Below are 19,222 nucleotides of genomic sequence, written 5' to 3'. Positions count from 1 at the left end.
ATTAGCATTACATTAACGTTTCATTTTTCCCGTTAACACCTTTGAAGAGGTAACTTTGTGATTCTACACTACAATTTAGTAAAATGTTCAAAAAACAACTCCTAAAGGCAAAGAACCTGCTGATCTGGGGACAGGAAAAATTAACCAAAAAACAGTTTATTTTTCTCTCCAGTGTCCTTATCGGAATTATTTCCGCCTTTGCCGTAATTTTCTTAAAAGCCTTCGCGCACTGGGTCTATTCTTTTGCCACTTACATCAACAGCACCTTAAAGCTGAGTTTTATAAACAGCATCCTGCCAGTTATAGGTATTCTTTTAACTGTTTTTGTGGTGAAAAGAGTACTGGGAGGCACCCTGGAGAAAGGGACTTCACAGATTTTATATATTGTGGCCAGAAAAGCCAGTATTATTCCCAAAAAGCAGATGTATGCCCAGATTATCACCAGCTCGCTCACCGTAGGGCTTGGAGGATCTGCAGGACTGGAAAGCCCCATTGTGATCACAGGCGCCGCTTTTGGCTCCAATTTTGCCCAGCAGTTCAAGTTAAGCTATCAGGAACGCACACTGCTCATTGGCTGCGGGGTTGCCGCCGGTATAGCGGCCGCCTTTAATGCGCCGATTGCCGGGGTGCTCTTTGCCATCGAGGTGCTGCTGGTGGATGTGACTATTTCGGCCTTTACCCCTATTATGATTGCAGCTGCCACCGGAACACTGGTTTCCACCATAGTGCTTAATGAGAATGTACTGCTGACCTTCAGGGAAAAACAGACTTTCGATTACCATAATATTCCCTTTTACGTTTTAATGGGACTTTTCACGGGTTTTATTGCCGTTTTTTATGCCCGGAAATTTTTAAAAACCGAGCACTATTTTGCCCATTTAAAATTTGGCATCTATAAAAAAGCGCTAATCGGGGCCTGCATTTTAGGACTGATGATCTTTATTTTCCCTACGCTTTTTGGCGAAGGATACGAAAGCATTAAAACCCTTGCCGACAAAGAGCCCGGAAAATTGCTTGAAAATACGCTATTTGGGGATTATGCCGACAACAGCTGGGTACTGCTGGCCTTTGTAGGGTTTTCTATGATGCTCAAGGCATTTGCTTCGGGAATTACCTTGGGAAGCGGCGGTAACGGCGGTAATTTTGCCCCTTCGCTTTTTTTGGGCTCTTATGCCGGATATTTCTTTTCCAAATTTTTAAATCTCACGGGACTTACTGATCTTCCCGTCAGCAATTTCACGCTCGTGGGCATGGCAGGGATCCTCAGCGGCCTGTTTCATGCGCCGCTAACGGCTATTTTTCTTATTGCAGAGATAACAGGAGGATATGATCTGATGATTCCCCTTATGATTGTAGCCTCTGTGAGTTTTGCTGTTTCCAAGCGTTTTGAAAAGCACTCCCTGGATGTAAAGAACCTCGCTAAAAAAGGAAATGTTTTCACCGGCAACAAGGATACTAATATTCTGTGCACACTGGAAATTGAAGATCTTGTCAAAAAAGATTACCTCACTATAGCAACCAGTCAAAACCTTGAAAATGTTGCCGATCTTCTGGCACATTCCGATCAGGTTATTTTTGGGGTTGTAAACGGTGAAAATGACCTTCAGGGACTGGTGTATTTTAATGATATCCGCGAAGTAATTTTTGATAATATCAAAGCGGAAAATATCCTTGTAAAAGATATAATGGTACAGCCAGTCCAGACTGCGGATCTCTTTGACAGCATGCAGACCGTTATGAATAAATTTGAAAAAAGCAATAAGGCCTTCCTGCCGGTGATTAAAAACGGGAAGTACTATGGTTTTATAACCAAATCAGATGTGCTGGAATCGTATCGAAACAGGCTAAAATCGATGATTTTTGAATAAAACCTTCCCTTATATAAAAATGAATTCAATCAGCTTTGAGTTCTCATTTGCCCGATTTCAGTAAATAATTATTAAAATTAGTCTTATCTTAGTCCTACATGCCAAAATAGCGTATTAAATCGCTTGCTAATTATATAGATTATGAGAAAAATTACAGACCTGCTCAACCTTCGCGATGGAGAAGATGACAGGGTAAAAACCCTGGAGGCGGTAAAGAACAATATAACGTTCAAAGGAGCAAACCTTTGGATTTTAGCCTGCGCTATTATTGTCGCCTCGGTTGGGTTAAATGTAAACTCAACAGCTGTGATTATCGGGGCAATGCTCATATCCCCTCTCATGGGGCCGATTGTGGGGGCCGGATTCGCATTGGGTATTTATGATTTTTCATTGCTTAAAAGGTCACTCAAAAATTTACTGACTGCAACAGTAGTAAGCCTGGTGGTTTCGACCTTGTATTTTTACCTTAGTCCCTTCAAGGATGTACAGTCCGAACTGCTGGCCAGGACTTCCCCAAATATCTATGATATCCTTATCGCCTTTTTTGGAGGTGTTGTGGGAGTGATTGCCGTTACCAGATCGGAAAAAGGCAATCCAATTCCAGGGGTTGCCATTGCAACGGCCCTTATGCCGCCGCTGTGTACGGCCGGTTACGGGATTGCCACCGCGCAGTGGACCTTCTTTTTAGGGGCATTTTATCTCTACTGCATCAACTGCGTCTTTATAGGGATCGCTACTTTTTTAATCATTAAATACCTTAACTACCCGGCCGTTAAACAGGTAGATGAAAGACACCAAAAACGGGTAAAGTATACCATTGCTTTTTTAATAACAGTTATGCTGGTACCCAGCAGCTATCTGGCCTACTCCCTGTACAGGGAGCAGCAGTTCAAAAAAAATACAGATCTTTTCATTGAGCGTGAATTCACCAATAAAGGATATACCATAGTGTATAAAAAAACTGATTTTACGCCTAAAGCTAAAAAACTCGAGCTGGCTTTCCTCTCCAGACGGTTTTCTGAATCAGAAATAAAAGAGCTTAAAGATAAACTGAACCTGAATAAATACCTGGCCGGCACACAATTGCAGATCCGTCAGGACAGCACTGACCGCTTCAATGCTCTAAAGGGCGATATCCTGAGCCAGATTAAAAGCAGTGAGAATGAGATGAATGTCAAAGACGTTAAGATCATGCAGCTGGAAAAGCAGCTGACCAGGAACAAATTTGACAACATTCAGATTTTAAAAGAAACCAGGGTTTTATTTCCCGAGGTAAGTTCACTCTCTATCAATAAAAGCAGCCTTGTTAATCAAAAAGACAGCATTACAACGATAACGGCCGTTATCTATGACGGCGCTAAAACTCTAAGTCCGGCCCAGAGCGACAAACTCAAGCTGTGGCTCAATGAGCGCCTGCTGGTAAAAGATGTGGAACTTTTTAAGAAACATTAATTTTCCCCAAGAGCTTTTTTCTGCTTCTTATTGTACAGGCTCAAAATGCAAAATCCTGAAATACCGGCAATTGTAGAGGCAATGAGTATCGCGAATTTGGCTTCATTTTGATGCAGTGCATCTCCAAAGGAAAGAAGTGCTATAAAAATCGACATTGTAAATCCGATCCCGCCCAGCAGACCAAGCCCCAATACATGCATCCAGGTAACAGACTGGGGAAGCTCGGCAATTTTCAGCTTGACCGAAAGCCATGACATTATAAAAATCCCAATGGGTTTACCTAAAAACAATCCAAGGATAATACCCAGTCCCAGGTTACTGAAAAGCCCTGCTATCATTTCAGATTCAAAAGTGATATTGGTATTGGCAAGGGCAAAAATGGGCATAATTATAAAATTCACCGGACGAGTGAGGGCATGTTCCAGTTTTTCAAGCGCAGACTCCGTATCATCCTCAGTAGTGGGCAGTGTTATGGCTACCAAAACACCGGCAATAGTGGCATGAATACCCGAGTGATGAATAAAATACCAGATAACTGCTCCGGGGATCAGGTAAAAAAACAGATTTTTGACACCCATTCGATTAAAGATTATCAATAAAACAAACAATGCCCCTGCATATCCTAAATAGAGAAAATTAAGTTCCGAGGAGTAAAATATGGCTATTACTAAAATTGCAATAAGGTCATCCACAATAGCCAGCGCGGCCAGAAATATTTTAAGGCCCGAAGGCACCTTACTGCCTAAAAGGGATAAAATTCCCAGCGCAAAAGCAATATCGGTAGCCATTGGAATCCCCCAGCCTTTGGCCGTATACGGATCGCCATTGTTAAAAAAGAAATAAATTAAGGCCGGCATCACTACACCGCCTACTGCGGCAAAAACCGGCAAAGCTGCCTGGGCAAATGACGAAAGCTCCCCTTCTATTATCTCCCTTTTTATTTCCAGTCCTACAAGAAGAAAAAAAACAGCCATAAGCCCGTCATTGATCCAGAGTAAAACCGGATATTTTAAATGCAGCGAAGAACTATTGAATCCCAATTCAAAATTAAGCAGTTCCTTAAAACCATCCGACCATCCTGAATTGGCAATCAAAAGTGATATAAGTACACAGATTAATAATATAATTCCACCTGCAGAGGAGGATCGGAAAAAATGAGAAAAGACCTTAAGATTTATGAGTTTTGCCATAAATACAAATTTAACTCATTATAACTGTACCTCCAATTAAATATACCAAAAACCAATAGACTGTATTTTAAACAGGGCTGCATGGAAATATTTTTCGTGTGATTTAAAGAATAATATTCAGACTGTAATTTATCATTTCAGCAGGTAAAATTCAGGTTTGCTGCAAAGAATTGCGTTTGAATGTGCAGTCCTCCACGACAAAACAGGGCTCTGTGGCAGCCCTACCCTCGATGGCAGTGAAATCCTTTTGTGCCGGGGCTTGGCACAAAAGATTGCTTCGCCAGTACGCTGGCACTCGGGTGGAACCGATAGCGGGAAAAGCTCCTGAAAAATTATTAATTAATAGTCTCCACTAAAAATCACCTGCAAATCATAATAAATTTTACCCTTTTAAAATTCTAATACACACTGAAATATTTCTTATATACTTTAAACAATTGAATACCTGCTAAAGCAATAAAAAAAAGCGGAATAAAAACAGGCAGTATGCCCTTTGCGAATTGATTTGTGTCTTGTAAAACAGACTGCAATATTATTATTACGCTAAGCATTCCTGTAAAAATACCCATTAAGGTTCCTGCGATATAATAATATTTTAGCTTCCTTTGAATGGTAATATATTTTTCATTGAGCAGATATAAATTCCAGCTGGTCCAAAAAGGCAATTGTAAAAAATTAAATCCATTTAAAATTACCCCAATTATAAATGGAGAATAAATCAAATATCTCCCTAAATAATAGTTAGACTCTGCCGGGTGATTGAAATTCAAATAAAAAACAAACGCCAGAGTAAGCATGAACCCAACTGAAAACAGATCTATGATCTTCATGAGTTTTCTGTTTTTGATAAGCTCTCTGGCGAAAAGCAGCGTAAAATAAATCACAAAGGTTTCAATAAATATGACTCCAAACAAAAAGTAAACCAAATTATGAAATCCTGATTTTGCATAGATTTCCAGTCCAACTAAGTTTAAGTATCCCAGCGGAACTGATCCGAGAAAACTTACCAGAAATCCAACGGAGATATTTTTTAACTTTTTCATTTCTAGAAATTCATTATTTTATTGTTTTGTGCCAGATGCAATCTGTACTCACGCATACCTGCTTTGTGCTCTAAATAGGGAATGCCTTTTTTATGGTTTTCAACACTTATTTCATACATATAAGTAATATGTCGTGCCAGTTCTTTCCAGGCAAACCAAACCGAATGTTTGGGGTCATAGATATGTGTAGGTTCGCTTGCCGCGCCGTTTAATTCTACAATCTGGAAGTTTTCTCCTTGTTCTAATTCTTCAAAAGTGTTGTACATGATATCGAAACGCCCGAAATAAAATTCAGGGATTTGAGCAGCGAGCTCATTGATCATCTTGGTTAATTTTGGCGTAACCCAATGGCTGCCATCCAAAAATTTTGCGCCCCGGGCGTGATTGCCAAATGGAACTAAATTTATGGTTTCGCCTCTGGGTAATATCAGGTCCAATTGATCACCATATTCTTCTTTTAAAACATTAAACTGCAACTGAAATCTTGGCGTTTGTTTGATCAGATTTTCAATTGTTGATTTGCCATCACCTGTTACAATCAAAAACTCTTTAGAGACAATTCCGGTAATTTTTCCGTATTTTTCCAGCGGATGACGAACATAAAAAACACCCACTTCATTCTTGAATGGGATTAAATCCTGCAAAAGAAAATCAAAATTTGCTTTTTGGGCATAGTCTTTCAGCTCCGATATTGTTTTAATTTTTTTCACGCCCGAACCACGCAGGCCAATATCCGGCTTTGCAATTAACGGGAAATAGATTTCCCTTTCTAATACCTTATCTGCTATGGTTTTAAAATCCGTATTTTCTTTAATTAAAATGGTTTTCGGGTAGCATTTTTCAGGAAGCAGATCATAAATCTGTTTTTTGCTTTCCATCATAAACCCGCCGTTTTTAATTTTCGGATTAGAGGCATTAAAGAAAAAAAAAGATCTTGCTCTGATGGCATAATAGGCCCAAAGAAAATAGATAGGAACATACAGAACCTGAAATGGCCAATATTCCCAATTGGTAATTTTATGAAAAAATAGTTTCATCTGAATGTTTTTAAATTCGAATAAATGAGGTTGAAAAATCTTCTGCTTTGACTAAATCATAATATTTCATTACCCCCCTATTTTGCTCTATTACGCTTTGGGTTACGCTCAGGGTTTTCATCCTATTTTCTCTATTGATAATTAAACCATTTTGAGTGTCTTCGCTGCTTGTGTTTCGATGAAAATCCAGCATTTCCAATGGTGATATTTCATTTTTATCTTTCAAAAAATCAAAAAACCAGTCTGATCTTTTCTTTCTTACCGGATCTGTATATAAAGTAACTGATGACCAAATATAATTTCGGGATTCATCTAATATTGTGCTCTTTTTTTCAATGCCATCCCAAATCAATTCGTACAATTCTTTTTCCTGATACAAAACCAGCGTAAAAGGCTCAATATTATCCAGATCAATTTGTTTCCAAAAGTCCTTTGGAGAATCATCCGAAATAATGTCCAAAACAATTAGTCCGCGGCTTTTTCGATAAGGCAGTATCACATTGTGTTTTGCGATTCCGCCATTTAGCAAAACCAGAACTGTTCCGTTTTCATCCATGACAAACCAGGTTCCCCCCGCTTTTGAATCTTTTGGGTACATCATATTTTTTCCCTTATGCTTATAATTCCTGGGCACAATAGCACTGGGACGAATTACTTTTTCATCCCTGTTTGAAGTGATCATTACAACTCCGTTATTATTTACAAAACTTACTGTACACATTGTTTTCTGTATGCTATGGTCGAGCGCGCTACACCAAAATTTTCATCAATGATAATATTTTCGAATTGCAAAACGGCCACTTTTATGAGCGCCTGATGATGCACACAATGCTCTAAATTATAGAGCAATTCTCTATAATAATTGCTTTGAATCCTCATGCTAAGACCATCAATAAACTGTTCGAGATAGATTATTTTGTTCTCGCTTTTCAATTCTTTTTTAATTTGAATAATGCATTTTTTAGCAAATTCTGTTTCGGTTTGAATTTGCTTATTTCTCTGGCGGTTGTCATAATTTAAAATTCCCGAATCATAACTTTGTTCCAGACATTGAAACATCTCCAGAATATGTCTTGTATGTTCGCCAATTGTGGCATTACTTAAAGCCTGGCAAGATTTTGAATAATCCTGATCTGACAATTGATCTAATAGATAAATTAACTCATCTAAACTCTGGCGTATTGATTCTAGTAACATGATCTTTTAATTTAGAAGATTAGACAATTTGTTTTTGTTGAAATAAAGCAAACCCAGGCAGCATAATAAGGTAATAATAGCCAGACTAAAAAGTAATCCGCCGTCATCTTTTACCACGAGTCCCAAAACAAATACATGTGATAAAATAGCTCCGGTCATTACCCCAATTCCACTCAAAGCACCAATCCAGGTGGTTTTTGGAATGAGGATTAAAATTACCACTATCAATTCGGCTATTGCTGAACCAATTCTTCCGTAAGGTTCTACTCCTAGGGCAGTGAAAATATAGATGCTTTCTTCTGCTCCGCTGAACTTGAAATATAAGGTCTGCAATAAAATTACCGAGGCGGCAATTCTGAGAATCCATATTAAAATTTCCCTTTTCATGACCGTGTTATTTATAGATTTTTTTCCAGTTGTCATCTGCCTGTGTTTTTAAATTTACCTCGTCTTTATTCCAGCTTTTTAAGGTGTTGTTGAAAAAGGCATTGTAAAACAGAAAAAGTTTGCCATCAGTAATTTTAAACGTTTCGGGGTTTATTTCGACTTTTTCGCCAGCGCTTCCCATCGCATAAGCACACCAGCCACCGTATTGAGGTTCGTATTTTGATGGATTTTTCAGAAAAGCATTTTTATTTTCACCTGACGAAAAATTATAAATCACGCCCTGGTAAGAAGCTGAGATCCCTTTTTTCCCTTTAACTGCTTTTCCCTGACTAAAATATCCTACCGGATCATAACCCTGAATGGCAGTTTTGTTTTCTAAATTATACTGGCTAGCTCTTTTGGCATCATTTTGAGCAGAAGAAACTCCAAAAACCAAAATCAATACAAGTAATACTAACTTTTTCATTTTTTTTATTTTAAATTTTTTAATACTGAAACAAGTAATTCGGTCGTGATACGATGCTTAAAATCAGGAGAGACATATTCAAAAAGGATATCACTCTGGGGATTCACAACAAAAACGGACGGAACAGGTAAAAAACTAGTATTCATTCCTTTAGAATTTACGTTAATTACACTTTTATAGTTTTCAGGAGCCTCAAAAGCAATTCCCATGGCTTTTATTAATTCTCCTTTTGAGTCAGAAAGTAAGGTATATTTTACTTTATCTTTTTCTGCTGTCATTTTTAAATTTTCAGCAGAATCAGGACTTACCGCAATAATTTGATATCCCAAATCCAGAACTTGCTTTTCGGCTTCAGCCAATGCCTGCAAATGCATATTGCAATACGGGCACCAGCCTCCACGATAAAAAACAAGAACTGTCTTTTTCTTTTTTAGCAGGTCTGAAATTTGTACATCTGTATTATCCGATGATTTTAAAGTAAGGTTTGGAATCTTCTCTCCTATTAGCAAAGGAGCGATATCAGTGGCAGATTTAGCAATCATGTTCTGCGCGTTAGCAGCCCAAGTAAGGGTCGCTAAAAAAATAAAAATTAATTTTTTCATAGTGTATGTTTTTACATCTTTTTAATAATGTAAAATTATCATACTATAAAAAAGCAAAATGTCGGCTAATTTACACTTAGCCCAAAATAATTATAATTTGGTAATATCTCGAATGATAATTTCTTTTCTGTTGTAGTTTAAAAGCTGATTGGTTTCCATCTCATTGAGCAATTGTGTAGCGGTTTGTCTGGAGGTACAGATAATCTGGGCAATATCATTTTGGGTTAGATAATTTTCAATGGCTACTGAATTTCCTTCTCTAACGCCTTCCTGTTCTGCCCAGTCTTTCAGGAATTGATACAATCTGGTTTTGGCATCCTTAGAAATTAGATTGGCATAATTGTTTTTAATGCGTTTCATTTTCAGTCCTACAAACTTGGTGTATGAAAGTGCTAAAGTCGGATTACGAAGCAATAAATCTTCAAAATCAGACATTAAAAAACTGCAGATGGCAACATCGTCTGAAAGGACTTTTGCATATTCTTCGTTTTTATTATCTGTTTCCAAAGTCAGTTCACCAAACAAATCTCCTTTCTGGATAATGTCCTTTATAGTTTCGTTGCCATTATTATCCAGGGCAACAATCTTGATATTCCCCTTTTTAAGTAAAAAAATCCGGGGCACATCTGAAGATGAAAAATAAATAATTTCCCCTTTTGAGGCTTTTTTAAAACCTGTGATTATGCAAAGTTGCTTGATTTGAGAAAAACTCAAAGTCCTAAACAATTTATGATCACGCAAATACCAATATTTTAATTCTTCGTACATAAGAGATACATTATTTGGTAAATGTAAACAATTTGAAAAATAATTCGCTTCCATGTTTAAATCGCATATTCAAGCCCTATAAGTATATAGTAGCCTGATGCATAATTTACGATTAATAAAGTTACATTAAAAGTATAGTATCTAAACTGCTTTTCTGATCTAAACATATCACAACTAAAGAAAAAGAAATTTTCGCCTCTCCTTTTCATCTTTTCAGGCTGCTTTCATTGTGAAGATAACAGCGAAATTATTTTGACCATAGTAAGTTATCAAAAAATATTCCCTTAAAATACTCATCCATAATACCTTTTAGTTAGTCCGGTTTTATTTTAGTTTATTTCTTGGCTTATTTTAAAACCAAAAAGAATATTAAAGCGTAAATGACTTTATAACTTAAAAAAAGTAATTATGAAAACTGGAAAATTTTTAGCAGCAGCAATCCTGGCATTAGGATTTGGATTTACATCATTTGCACAAAAAACAGTAATGGTTGGTGGAGCGGCTATGTATCCTAATAAAAATATTATAGAAAATGCGGTAAACTCAAAGGATCATACCACATTGGTAGCAGCAGTAAAAGCAGCAGGATTAGTTGAAACCCTGCAAGGTAAAGGTCCATTTACTGTTTTTGCACCGACAAATGAAGCTTTTAGTAAATTACCGGCCGGAACTGTTGAAACATTATTGAAACCTGAGAATATTAAAACATTGCAAACTATATTGACCTATCATGTAGTATCCGGTAAAATGAATAGTTCTGATATTGCAAAAGCAATAAAAGCCGGTAAAGGAAAAGCCACTTTAAAAACAGTGAGCGGCGGAACTTTAACTGCCTGGATGGATGGAAAAGATTTGTACATCAGCGACGAGAGCGGCAATAAGGCTAAAGTTACTATTTCAGATGTAAATCAATCCAATGGTGTTATACATGTAGTGGATACAGTACTGCTTCCGAAAATGTAATTTTCCGTGAATAAAATACAATTACAGAAAAGCCCTGAAATTTCAGGGCTTTTTCTGTAATTACTATCCTGAACAATAGTAATAGCAGATTATATATGAGATACTGCTTAACATTTTATTGCCAGCTCAATACTTTAAATATAGGGAGCTGATGTCTTTTTTGATACAGAAACATAACCTGCAACGACTATCGGATCAGGTGCGAAAGTTTGGGATTAACCAAAAGATTAAATAATCTAACTATTAATAGTAAATGTAATATTCTATGCTCTTAATTTAGATTTATCTAGCCCAATCATTAATCCAATTACTCACGGTCTTACACCATTCATCATCATCATTCAAACACGGAATCGCTAAGAAATTCTCTCCTCCTTTTACTTCAAAATCTTCTTTGGCTCGCATTGCGATTTCTTCCAGCGTTTCTAAACAATCTGAAACGAAAGCCGGAGTTACCACTGCCAATTTCTTGATCCCTTTTGCTGGCATTTTATCAACTTCAACATCGGTATAAGGTTCTAACCATTTGTCTCCCGCTAAACGCGATTGAAAAGTTAAACTGTATTTATCAGCTGGAAGCCCTAATAATTTTACGACTTGTCTTGTTGTTTCATAACATTGATGACGATAGCAGAAATCGTGTGCCGGCGAAGGTGTGTTACAGCAAGAGCCGTCAATTTTACAATGTGATTTGGTTACATCGGTTTTGCGAATGTGACGCTCCGGAATTCCGTGATACGAGAATAACAGATGATCGTAGTGGAATCCAACTAGATGTTTCTGGATAGAATCAGCCAGATTCTTGATGTAATCCGGTTTGTTATAAAACGCAGGAACATCGGTAAAAGTCATTTGTGGAAATTTCTTTTTACGAATTTCTTCCGCTTTAACCAAAATTGTCAATGTTGAAGCCATTGCATATTGCGGATATAAAGGAAAAAGTAATACTTCTGTGACTCCTGTATCATGTAATTCCTGTAGCCCTTTTTCAATTGTCATGCTTCCATAGCGCATTGCTAACGAAACCGGAACATTTACTAAAGACTCTACTTTTTTCTGCATTCTTTCAGATAGCACCACTAACGGAGAACCTTCTTCCCACCAAATTTTAGTATAAGCATGTGCAGATTCTTCCGGTCTTTTTCTCAGGATAATGCCACGAACTAAAAAAGCTCGCAACAAATACGGAACATCGATCACGTGTTTGTCCATTAAAAACTCGTCTAAATATGGTTTTACATCTTTTGTAGTTGGACTTTCCGGAGATCCTAAGTTTACTAATAATACGCCTTTCATTTACTTTTTGCTTTGTTCTATAGAATAGATGTTAAAATTGTCGCGCAGATTTTGCAGATTGAGTAGATTAAAATTCGTGGATTGCTTCGCCCGTTCATTATCACCAGGCTCATAGCCAACAAAACTTAAACATTCGTATTAATCGACATCAGATATTTTTTTGGAGTTGTTGCAAACTTTTTCTTGAATCCTGCAATGAAATGGCTTCCTGTACTGTAACCTATTTTCAACCCCACTTCGTTTACATTGTAAGAACCGCTGTCAAGCAATTTTCTGGCGAAATCCATTTTATAGTCAAAAAGAAAACCGTAAACCGTATAGCCATAAATTTGTTTGAAACCCATTTTCAGTTTCTTCAGATTCAGACCAATTTCATCGGCTAATTCTTGTAAACCAGGCGGTTCAGCCATATTGGCGATGATAATTTCTTTGGCTTTTTTTATTTTCAATACATTACCTTCATCAATTAAAAACGGACAATGATGCGCATTTGGATCTTCGCTCCTGTTAAAAGATAAACTAAGTAATTCGTATCCTTTACCTTTACAATAAAGATTTTTTATGGATGGATGAAGGTTATAATGGAACAACTGGCTTAAAACAACTGCCATTGAAGGACTTATACAACCTTCATTATAATAATTTTTATACTTGTTATCAGGACTTAAAAAAGTAATATAATCTGCTTCAACAGAAAACAATGCATGAAATTTCCTAATTGAAATAATAACAGAAATCATCCACGAATTTGGTGAAAGCTCTAAATGAAATGGTAGCTCCTTTTGTGGATTGTATAAAAGAAAGGATTTTTCTTCTTGTAGTGCTAAATCATAATTACCATTATTAAATGAAAGTTTGGCGTTACCTTTAAGTACGAAATGAAACTGTATGAAATCAGTGGTTAGTTGACGGTGTGTAAAAAAAGGTTCTGGACCGTCATTCTGAAAACGGATAAGTGCAAAGTCGTTTTCAACTTTTATTTCTTCCTCCATTTTTGAAATAGCGAATAATTGGTTTTTCAAAATTAAATCTTTTTAATGGTTTAGTATACTTCTCTTAAAGTTATAAATCTTACTTTTTTGATCTGTCATTTCAAAACTGCAACAACTAGAATATTAATTTTATTAGAAACTTTGCTTTTCACGAGAGTTGGTATGACGATGTTAAAATCACTGGCATTTACGGCAAAATTAGATACAATACTAATTCCAGATCCGGACATCATTATCCTTGCTTTGGTTATTATATCCTTTGATTTTCCATGAAGCTCTAACTTCCCTTTTATAGTAAAATCTTTAGCAGAATTGGTAAGACTGTTTAAATCAAAATCTTCTATTTTCCCTTTAAATATAGCTTTAGGGTATTGATCGCTCTCCATATAATTTTCATTGAAATGCTCTTCCATTAACGCAACTTTAAATTGAAATCCTTTCATCAATGCTAAACTTGCAATTTCTCCTGTTGTAGTATTCAATACAAAGGTTACATTGTTATTTGTAGCTTTAACCTCTTCAAAAGAAGCAACAGATGCTTCAAAAGTTATTTTACCTGTTTTACTGATCATTTTTTCTTGCGCCAGACCAATAGCGCAAGCATAAAGCATGGAAACGAGTATAATTTTTTTCATGGTTTTCTTTATATTATTATGTTAGTTTAAAAATCAATTTTTTGCTTATTTTAAAACAGCAATAATTTGAACCTTTACTCTATCATCAAGTTTATACTTGATAAGCGATGGAATTGGAATGCCAAAATCACTGGCATTAACAGCAAAATCTGAAATGATGGTAATTCTGGAACCTGTCCTGGTGATCTTTGCGCTCGCATTTATATCTCTTGATTTCCCATGAAGTTCTAAGTTTCCTTTTATTAGGTAATCTTTATAATCTTCAGTTAAATTATTGGCATCAAATTTTTCTATTTTTCCCCTAAAAATAGCTTTCGGATATTTATCGGTCTCCATGTAATTTTCATTGAAATGTTCTTCCATCAAAGGCATTTCAAACTGAAATCCTTTTATAAGGGCTAAGGATGCAATTTCACCTGTTGCCGGATTTAAAACAAAAGTGACATTGGTATTGGTTCCTAAAACCGGCTGAAAAGACGGGACCGAAGCTTCAAAAGTGATTGTTGATGATTTAGTTAAGATTTTTTCCTGCGAAAAAACAAGGAACGAGGCCAATATCATTGGCATTATTATGATTTTTTTCATGTTTTTTACTATGGATTATTGCTCTAATAATCCATCTTGTTCCCATTTTTTAATAACATCAATTGTGGTTTGAGGCAATCTTGGCCCTCCCTGTGGCATTAATGAACTATTTCCATTTTCTAAAGAAATCCGGTTGAGCAGCCCGCGATTTAAGACCGCATTTTTAACCTGATCATAAGTAACCAGGGACATAGGTGCCCCATTTTTGGGAACAGCTGCATGGCAGACAACACAATTATTATCAATGATGGATTTCACATTCTGATTGTATGTGGCAACGCCGGTAATTGGTGGAGTGTCAATTAAAGTACTGGGATTATCATCTGTACAACTTACCAGTAGTAAAGCAAATGATGGAATAAGCAAACGAGTTTTTAAATTCATGGGATTGGTTTTTAGTTTTAGAAAGGCTAAATGATTTTAATATTTAAAGCATTTTCAAATCATATACGGTGAAATGGATGATACAGATTTAGCAGCAGTCATATTTGATCATTTAAATCCAATAGGTATTTTTTAACGTAGATAATCCAAATACTAAAAACCAGCCATGAGAAAAAAAATACTTATTATTATTCCCCTCTTCCTGATAACTGGGATCTCAATTTACCTCTACAGTTACAAAGGTCATAGGAATATCGAATCAGAAACTGCAGATTATACTGTAACGGTTAAAGGACTCGAAAAAGAATTTACTTTCAATGACAGCCTTGCTACTGCCAAATACCAGGACAAAACAATTGAAGTAACTGCAATTGTAACAGCTGTTGAACCCGCCAGTAAGGGAATCGTTATTAGCGAAAAGATATTTGCAACCTTCAAAGACAGTTTGCCCAAAGACATTGCAATTGGCAGAATGCTAAAAATTAAAGGACGATTTTTAGGATATGATGAGCTCTTACAAGAATTTAAAATAGATCAATCCTCCCTTGTACACCAAAACAAATAACAATTAAAATTAACCACATGAAAAAGCTCATTCTATTATTGTTTTTATTTCCATTACTAACCTATTCGCAAGACGACCTATTATCCGGAGTTGATGCGCCAATCACAAAAGAAAAGGTGACATCTGCATTTAAAGCCCTGAAGATTGTCAATCTCGAATCGACCAAACTCGCGGCAAAAGGAGATTTGTATTTTGTTGTAGCACACCGGTTTGGTTCTATAAAAGACGGCTTTGAGGGATTCTATGGACTGGATAACGCCAACACACAAATAAAATTCATATACGGATTGACCCCGGGGATTAATATAAGTGCCGCCAGAAGTGAATTTGCTTATGACTTTGCAACAAAATATATGTTATTGCCGCAAATAAAAGACGGATTTCCGGTGACTATTGCAGGGTTTAATAGTTTGTCTATCAACAACACGCTAAAGGAAAGTCTATATCCTAAACTTGAATTTAAAAATAGGCTCACCTATGTAGCCCAGCTTTTAATTTCCAGAAAATTATCTGAAAAATTATCTTTAGAAATAGTTCCATCATTTTTCCATGAAAATTTTGTGCTCGACCCCGAACAGAGCAATTCACAATATGCCATTGGCTTTGGCGGTAGATATAAGTTTGCAAAACGCTGGTCATTGAATATGGATTATGCGGCACACTTAAACAGGGCGTCAAATTCTATTTATAAAAATCCATTATCCATTGGTTTTGACCTGGAAACCGGCGGACACGTTTTTCAAATGCATTTTACCAGTTCTCAAGCCATTGATGAAGCCGGATATCTTGGAAGAACTACGGGAGACTGGACTAAGGGAGATATTTTCTTTGGGTTTAATTTGGCAAGAGTTTTCTAAAAAACCCTGTAATTCAGTGTGTTGTTATTTACAATAAATCTAAACTACTATTTTATCAATTTAAATAAAACCAAGCCAAAAAAGGGTTCGTATATGATCTAGAAAACCTAAAATCATTTTAAAAATCAGCTTTATGAAAATTAACAAATTTATTAAAAAAGGCCTTTGGACGGGATTGATCATTTTGGTACTATTTTTTGCCATTTTTCTATTCCACATTATTACCGCTAAGCCTGCTGTTTATGAAAGCCCAAATCTGCAGGTAAGCCGAATTGATTTTAAAACAAACATAGATTCGGTACAAGCCAAACAAATATGTTCAGATTTGAGATCTATCAAAGGATTAACCTCTGATTCTATAATCGTAAAAAGAAATGTGGTTGTTTACTTCCATAACAACAAGATCACGAATTCTAAAAAAGTATTTGACCAGTTGATAGCCATAGGACATTATGATGCTCAGCGTTATATTTTACCGGAAAATTTGGCTGGCAAAGAAGTTTGTCCAGTGAATCAAAATAGTTTGAGCTACAGATTGTCTCAAAAACTAAACCGTTTTTTTAATTAACCTTTAATATTTTTATTATGAAAATTTATTCCAAAATTACACTTAGTGTATTACTCGCAGCTTCTGCAACCCTGGCTTCGTGCAGTAGTAATGATGATGACGCCCCGGTAACTCCTCCTGTAAAGGCATCTATTTACGAAAGATTAGGCGGAACTAAAATGGTTTCAGATCCAGATAACGCTGGCCAAATGATCGAGCAGGGGCGTTTGAGTTTCCGCAAGGTGGTAAATTCAACTATAGGATTAATTGTTGCCGACGTTCAGTCGAATGCAGCGGGGAATCTACAAGCGCATTTTGCCCCGGTATTAGCCGAAACAGGAACTACCCAGTCTACAAATATTGCTAAACTATCGGACAATCTGACTGATTTCTTTTCGTTTAACACTGGTGGTACAAATGCCGTAAATACCTATTCTGGTTTGAATATGGTAGCTGCGCACGATCCTGCGAAAAATCCTCGCATGGGGACAAAATCAAGTACTGCGGATTATACAAAATTTGAAGGATATGTAGGAGCAGCTGCAAATGCAAATGGTGTAGCTTCAAATACAGAGCTTTATACAGATATTGTTGCGGTCTTAGAATCACTTAGAACTCCAATAGTTCAAAAATAATTTCTCTTAAACGCTACCTGTTTTTCAGGTAGCGTTTTATATTTAAATCCTGCCGGCAACTTATAATGCAATTATGTGTGAATCCATTATTCTTTAGCATTAAAGGAAGTTTCATCGTGTTTTACAATAACCTACTAATATTTTTTTGAACTTTAAAAAGAGCATAATATGGAAAAATATAACATGTCCAAAAATACCACCTTTTATGCTTTAGGCTTAAGTTATAAAAAAGCAGATGCAGCAATTAGAGGGAAGTTTAGTTTGGATACTAAAGCACAATCTGATCTTTTGCTGCAGGCAAAGGCAGAAGGGATCGAATCATTAATTGTCACTTCTACTTGTAATAGAACCGAAATATATGGTTTTGCCAATCATCCATATGAATTAATCAAATTACTTTGTGAGAACAGCAAGGGCTCCGTAGAAGAATTTCAGCAAGTTGCTTATATATACAAGAATCAGGAAGCTGTGAACCATATGTTTCGAGTTGGAACAGGGTTGGATAGCCAGATTTTAGGTGATTTTGAAATCATTAGTCAAATTAAAATCGCTTTTAATAATAGCAAACGCGAGGACTTAATCAATACATTCCTGGATCGTTTAATAAACGCGGTTATACAGGCTAGCAAAAAAGTCAAAACAGATACTGAAATTTCATCCGGTGCCACATCTGCTTCATTTGCAGCTGTTCAATATATTATCAGAAATGTAGAAGATATTAGAAATAAAAATATCTTACTATTCGGAACAGGGAAAATTGGCAGAAATACGTGTGAAAATTTAGTAAAACATACAAAGAATACCCATATCACCCTTATAAACAGAACAAAGAACAAGGCCATCGAATTAGCTGGTAAACTAAACGTTATTGTAAAGGATTTTCTAAACTTACAAGAAGAAATAAAACAGACAGATGTGCTCATAGTTGCAACAGGTGCACAAAATCCAACTATAGACAAAGCACTACTTAACAGAAAGAAACCATTACTGATTTTGGACTTATCCATTCCACGAAATGTAAATCCAGATGTAGCGCAAATTCCAGGAATAACTTTAATACATCTCGATTATTTGTCTCAGGTTACAGATGATACGCTTGAGAGAAGAAAACAACATATTCCTGCTGCAGAAGCTATTATTGAGGATATGAAATTAGAATTCAATACATGGATGAATACTCGAAAATATGCGCCAACTATCCATGCGTTAAAAGCTAAACTAAATGATATTGCGGCAAGCGAATTGGCTATTCAGAGAAAGAAAACAAGCAATTTTGATGTCGCTCAGGTTGATTTAATCAGCGCCAGGATCATTCAAAAAATAACAAACCACTTTGCAAGCCACTTGAAAAATGAAAATACTTGCGTGGATGAAAGTATTGACTTTATTGAAAAAGTATTTCAAATTGGACAGCTCGCACCAAAACACGCTTCTTCTCAAATTGAAAAAACATATAAGATCAATCTTTCATAGACGTTATTAGGTTTTGCAAACAATTTTCTATCTGTATTAGAAATACCCAAATAAGTTAGCAAATTTGATCCTGAAACTTGCTGTAAATAACTATTGATGTATAAAAGTTCAATCCCAACAGGACATCCAAACCAAATTAGTAATAGCCAATCTTTTCAAATCTTCCGCAAAAATTTATAGAAATTTGTACAGTAGAGATCACTATAAAAAGTAAAATCCTGAAAAATTTAGATTTTTCAGGATTTTTTTGTTCAAATTCATTTACAGATAACATATCGCT

22 protein-coding genes are annotated in these 19,222 nt (G+C 36.1%); 8 read left to right on the top strand and 14 right to left on the bottom strand.

The window, feature by feature from the left end; genetic code table 11:
- Positions 1-83 precede the first annotated feature (83 nt).
- A complete protein-coding gene (locus NLG42_RS13755; protein WP_219071043.1) occupies positions 84-1,868 on the top strand; it encodes a chloride channel protein in 1,785 nt (594 codons plus the stop codon).
- Between the two features lie 141 nt (positions 1,869-2,009).
- The gene (locus tag NLG42_RS13750; RefSeq protein WP_219071042.1) at positions 2,010-3,320 is read left to right on the top strand and encodes a DUF389 domain-containing protein; all 1,311 of its coding nucleotides are present in this window, start codon (positions 2,010-2,012) and stop codon (positions 3,318-3,320) included.
- Here NLG42_RS13750 and nhaA read toward each other — a convergent pair.
- The 9 genes from nhaA to NLG42_RS13705 form a co-directional block, all read right to left on the bottom strand.
- Entirely contained in the window at positions 3,317-4,510 is a 1,194-nt protein-coding gene (gene nhaA, locus NLG42_RS13745; protein WP_219071041.1) for a Na+/H+ antiporter NhaA, read from the bottom strand. The two genes, NLG42_RS13750 and nhaA, sit on opposite strands and share 4 nt — an antisense overlap.
- Before the next feature lie 398 nt (positions 4,511-4,908).
- Positions 4,909-5,553, bottom strand: a complete 645-nt coding sequence (locus NLG42_RS13740) for a hypothetical protein (protein WP_056251096.1) — start codon at positions 5,551-5,553, stop codon at positions 4,909-4,911.
- A 2-nt stretch (positions 5,554-5,555) separates the two neighbouring features.
- Complete coding sequence (locus tag NLG42_RS13735; protein WP_307774275.1) at positions 5,556-6,434, bottom strand: D-alanine--D-alanine ligase; 879 nt, start codon at positions 6,432-6,434, stop codon at positions 5,556-5,558.
- Between the two features lie 166 nt (positions 6,435-6,600).
- Entirely contained in the window at positions 6,601-7,311 is a 711-nt protein-coding gene (locus NLG42_RS13730; RefSeq protein WP_219071039.1) for an NRDE family protein, read from the bottom strand.
- A complete protein-coding gene (locus NLG42_RS13725) occupies positions 7,299-7,787 on the bottom strand; it encodes a hypothetical protein (RefSeq protein WP_035688624.1) in 489 nt (162 codons plus the stop codon). The genes NLG42_RS13730 and NLG42_RS13725 overlap by 13 nt, the downstream gene beginning before the upstream one ends.
- A gap of 6 nt (positions 7,788-7,793) precedes the next feature.
- Complete coding sequence (locus NLG42_RS13720; protein WP_035689431.1) at positions 7,794-8,174, bottom strand: hypothetical protein; 381 nt, start codon at positions 8,172-8,174, stop codon at positions 7,794-7,796.
- A 7-nt stretch (positions 8,175-8,181) separates the two neighbouring features.
- Entirely contained in the window at positions 8,182-8,640 is a 459-nt protein-coding gene (locus tag NLG42_RS13715) for a YHS domain-containing (seleno)protein (protein WP_035688623.1), read from the bottom strand.
- A 5-nt stretch (positions 8,641-8,645) separates the two neighbouring features.
- Positions 8,646-9,242, bottom strand: coding sequence for a peroxiredoxin-like family protein (locus NLG42_RS13710; protein ID WP_219071038.1), 597 nt, complete (start codon positions 9,240-9,242; stop codon positions 8,646-8,648).
- A 90-nt stretch (positions 9,243-9,332) separates the two neighbouring features.
- Complete coding sequence (locus NLG42_RS13705; protein ID WP_056252210.1) at positions 9,333-10,010, bottom strand: Crp/Fnr family transcriptional regulator; 678 nt, start codon at positions 10,008-10,010, stop codon at positions 9,333-9,335.
- A gap of 408 nt (positions 10,011-10,418) precedes the next feature.
- Here NLG42_RS13705 and NLG42_RS13700 point away from each other — a divergent pair, with 408 nt between their 5' ends.
- Positions 10,419-10,973: a fasciclin domain-containing protein gene (locus NLG42_RS13700; protein WP_035688618.1), complete on the top strand. Its 555-nt coding sequence runs from the start codon at positions 10,419-10,421 to the stop codon at positions 10,971-10,973.
- Positions 10,974-11,255: 282 nt separating this feature from the next.
- Here NLG42_RS13700 and hemH read toward each other — a convergent pair whose 3' ends face one another.
- The 5 genes from hemH to NLG42_RS13675 form a co-directional block, all read right to left on the bottom strand.
- A complete protein-coding gene (hemH, locus tag NLG42_RS13695; RefSeq protein WP_219071037.1) occupies positions 11,256-12,269 on the bottom strand; it encodes a ferrochelatase in 1,014 nt (337 codons plus the stop codon).
- 125 nt (positions 12,270-12,394) lie between these two features.
- Entirely contained in the window at positions 12,395-13,261 is an 867-nt protein-coding gene (locus NLG42_RS13690; RefSeq protein WP_219071071.1) for a helix-turn-helix transcriptional regulator, read from the bottom strand.
- Between the two features lie 95 nt (positions 13,262-13,356).
- Positions 13,357-13,896, bottom strand: coding sequence for a YceI family protein (locus NLG42_RS13685; RefSeq protein WP_035688612.1), 540 nt, complete (start codon positions 13,894-13,896; stop codon positions 13,357-13,359).
- 45 nt (positions 13,897-13,941) lie between these two features.
- Complete coding sequence (locus tag NLG42_RS13680) at positions 13,942-14,481, bottom strand: YceI family protein (RefSeq protein ID WP_219071036.1); 540 nt, start codon at positions 14,479-14,481, stop codon at positions 13,942-13,944.
- A 15-nt stretch (positions 14,482-14,496) separates the two neighbouring features.
- A complete protein-coding gene (locus NLG42_RS13675; RefSeq protein ID WP_035688608.1) occupies positions 14,497-14,865 on the bottom strand; it encodes a hypothetical protein in 369 nt (122 codons plus the stop codon).
- Positions 14,866-15,031: 166 nt separating this feature from the next.
- On the opposite strand from NLG42_RS13675, the gene NLG42_RS13670 reads away from it, so the two are divergent.
- The 5 genes from NLG42_RS13670 (at position 15,032) to hemA (ending at position 18,942) form a co-directional block, all read left to right on the top strand.
- Positions 15,032-15,430: an OB-fold protein gene (locus NLG42_RS13670; RefSeq protein WP_035688606.1), complete on the top strand. Its 399-nt coding sequence runs from the start codon at positions 15,032-15,034 to the stop codon at positions 15,428-15,430.
- Positions 15,431-15,447: 17 nt separating this feature from the next.
- A complete protein-coding gene (locus NLG42_RS13665) occupies positions 15,448-16,287 on the top strand; it encodes a DUF5777 family beta-barrel protein (protein WP_035688604.1) in 840 nt (279 codons plus the stop codon).
- A gap of 133 nt (positions 16,288-16,420) precedes the next feature.
- Positions 16,421-16,855 (top strand): hypothetical protein, encoded by a 435-nt coding sequence (locus NLG42_RS13660; RefSeq protein WP_035688602.1) that lies wholly within the window; start codon positions 16,421-16,423, stop codon positions 16,853-16,855.
- Between the two features lie 17 nt (positions 16,856-16,872).
- A complete protein-coding gene (locus NLG42_RS13655) occupies positions 16,873-17,469 on the top strand; it encodes a globin family protein (protein WP_035688600.1) in 597 nt (198 codons plus the stop codon).
- A 168-nt stretch (positions 17,470-17,637) separates the two neighbouring features.
- Complete coding sequence (gene hemA, locus NLG42_RS13650) at positions 17,638-18,942, top strand: glutamyl-tRNA reductase (protein ID WP_116751109.1); 1,305 nt, start codon at positions 17,638-17,640, stop codon at positions 18,940-18,942.
- Positions 18,943-19,222 lie beyond the last annotated feature (280 nt).

It is taken from the genome of Flavobacterium plurextorum, from assembly GCF_024638035.1.
GTDB classification, from domain to species: domain Bacteria; phylum Bacteroidota; class Bacteroidia; order Flavobacteriales; family Flavobacteriaceae; genus Flavobacterium; species Flavobacterium plurextorum.
Note: the sequence above shows the minus strand (reverse complement) of the source record. Positions and strands in the feature narration are given on the sequence as shown.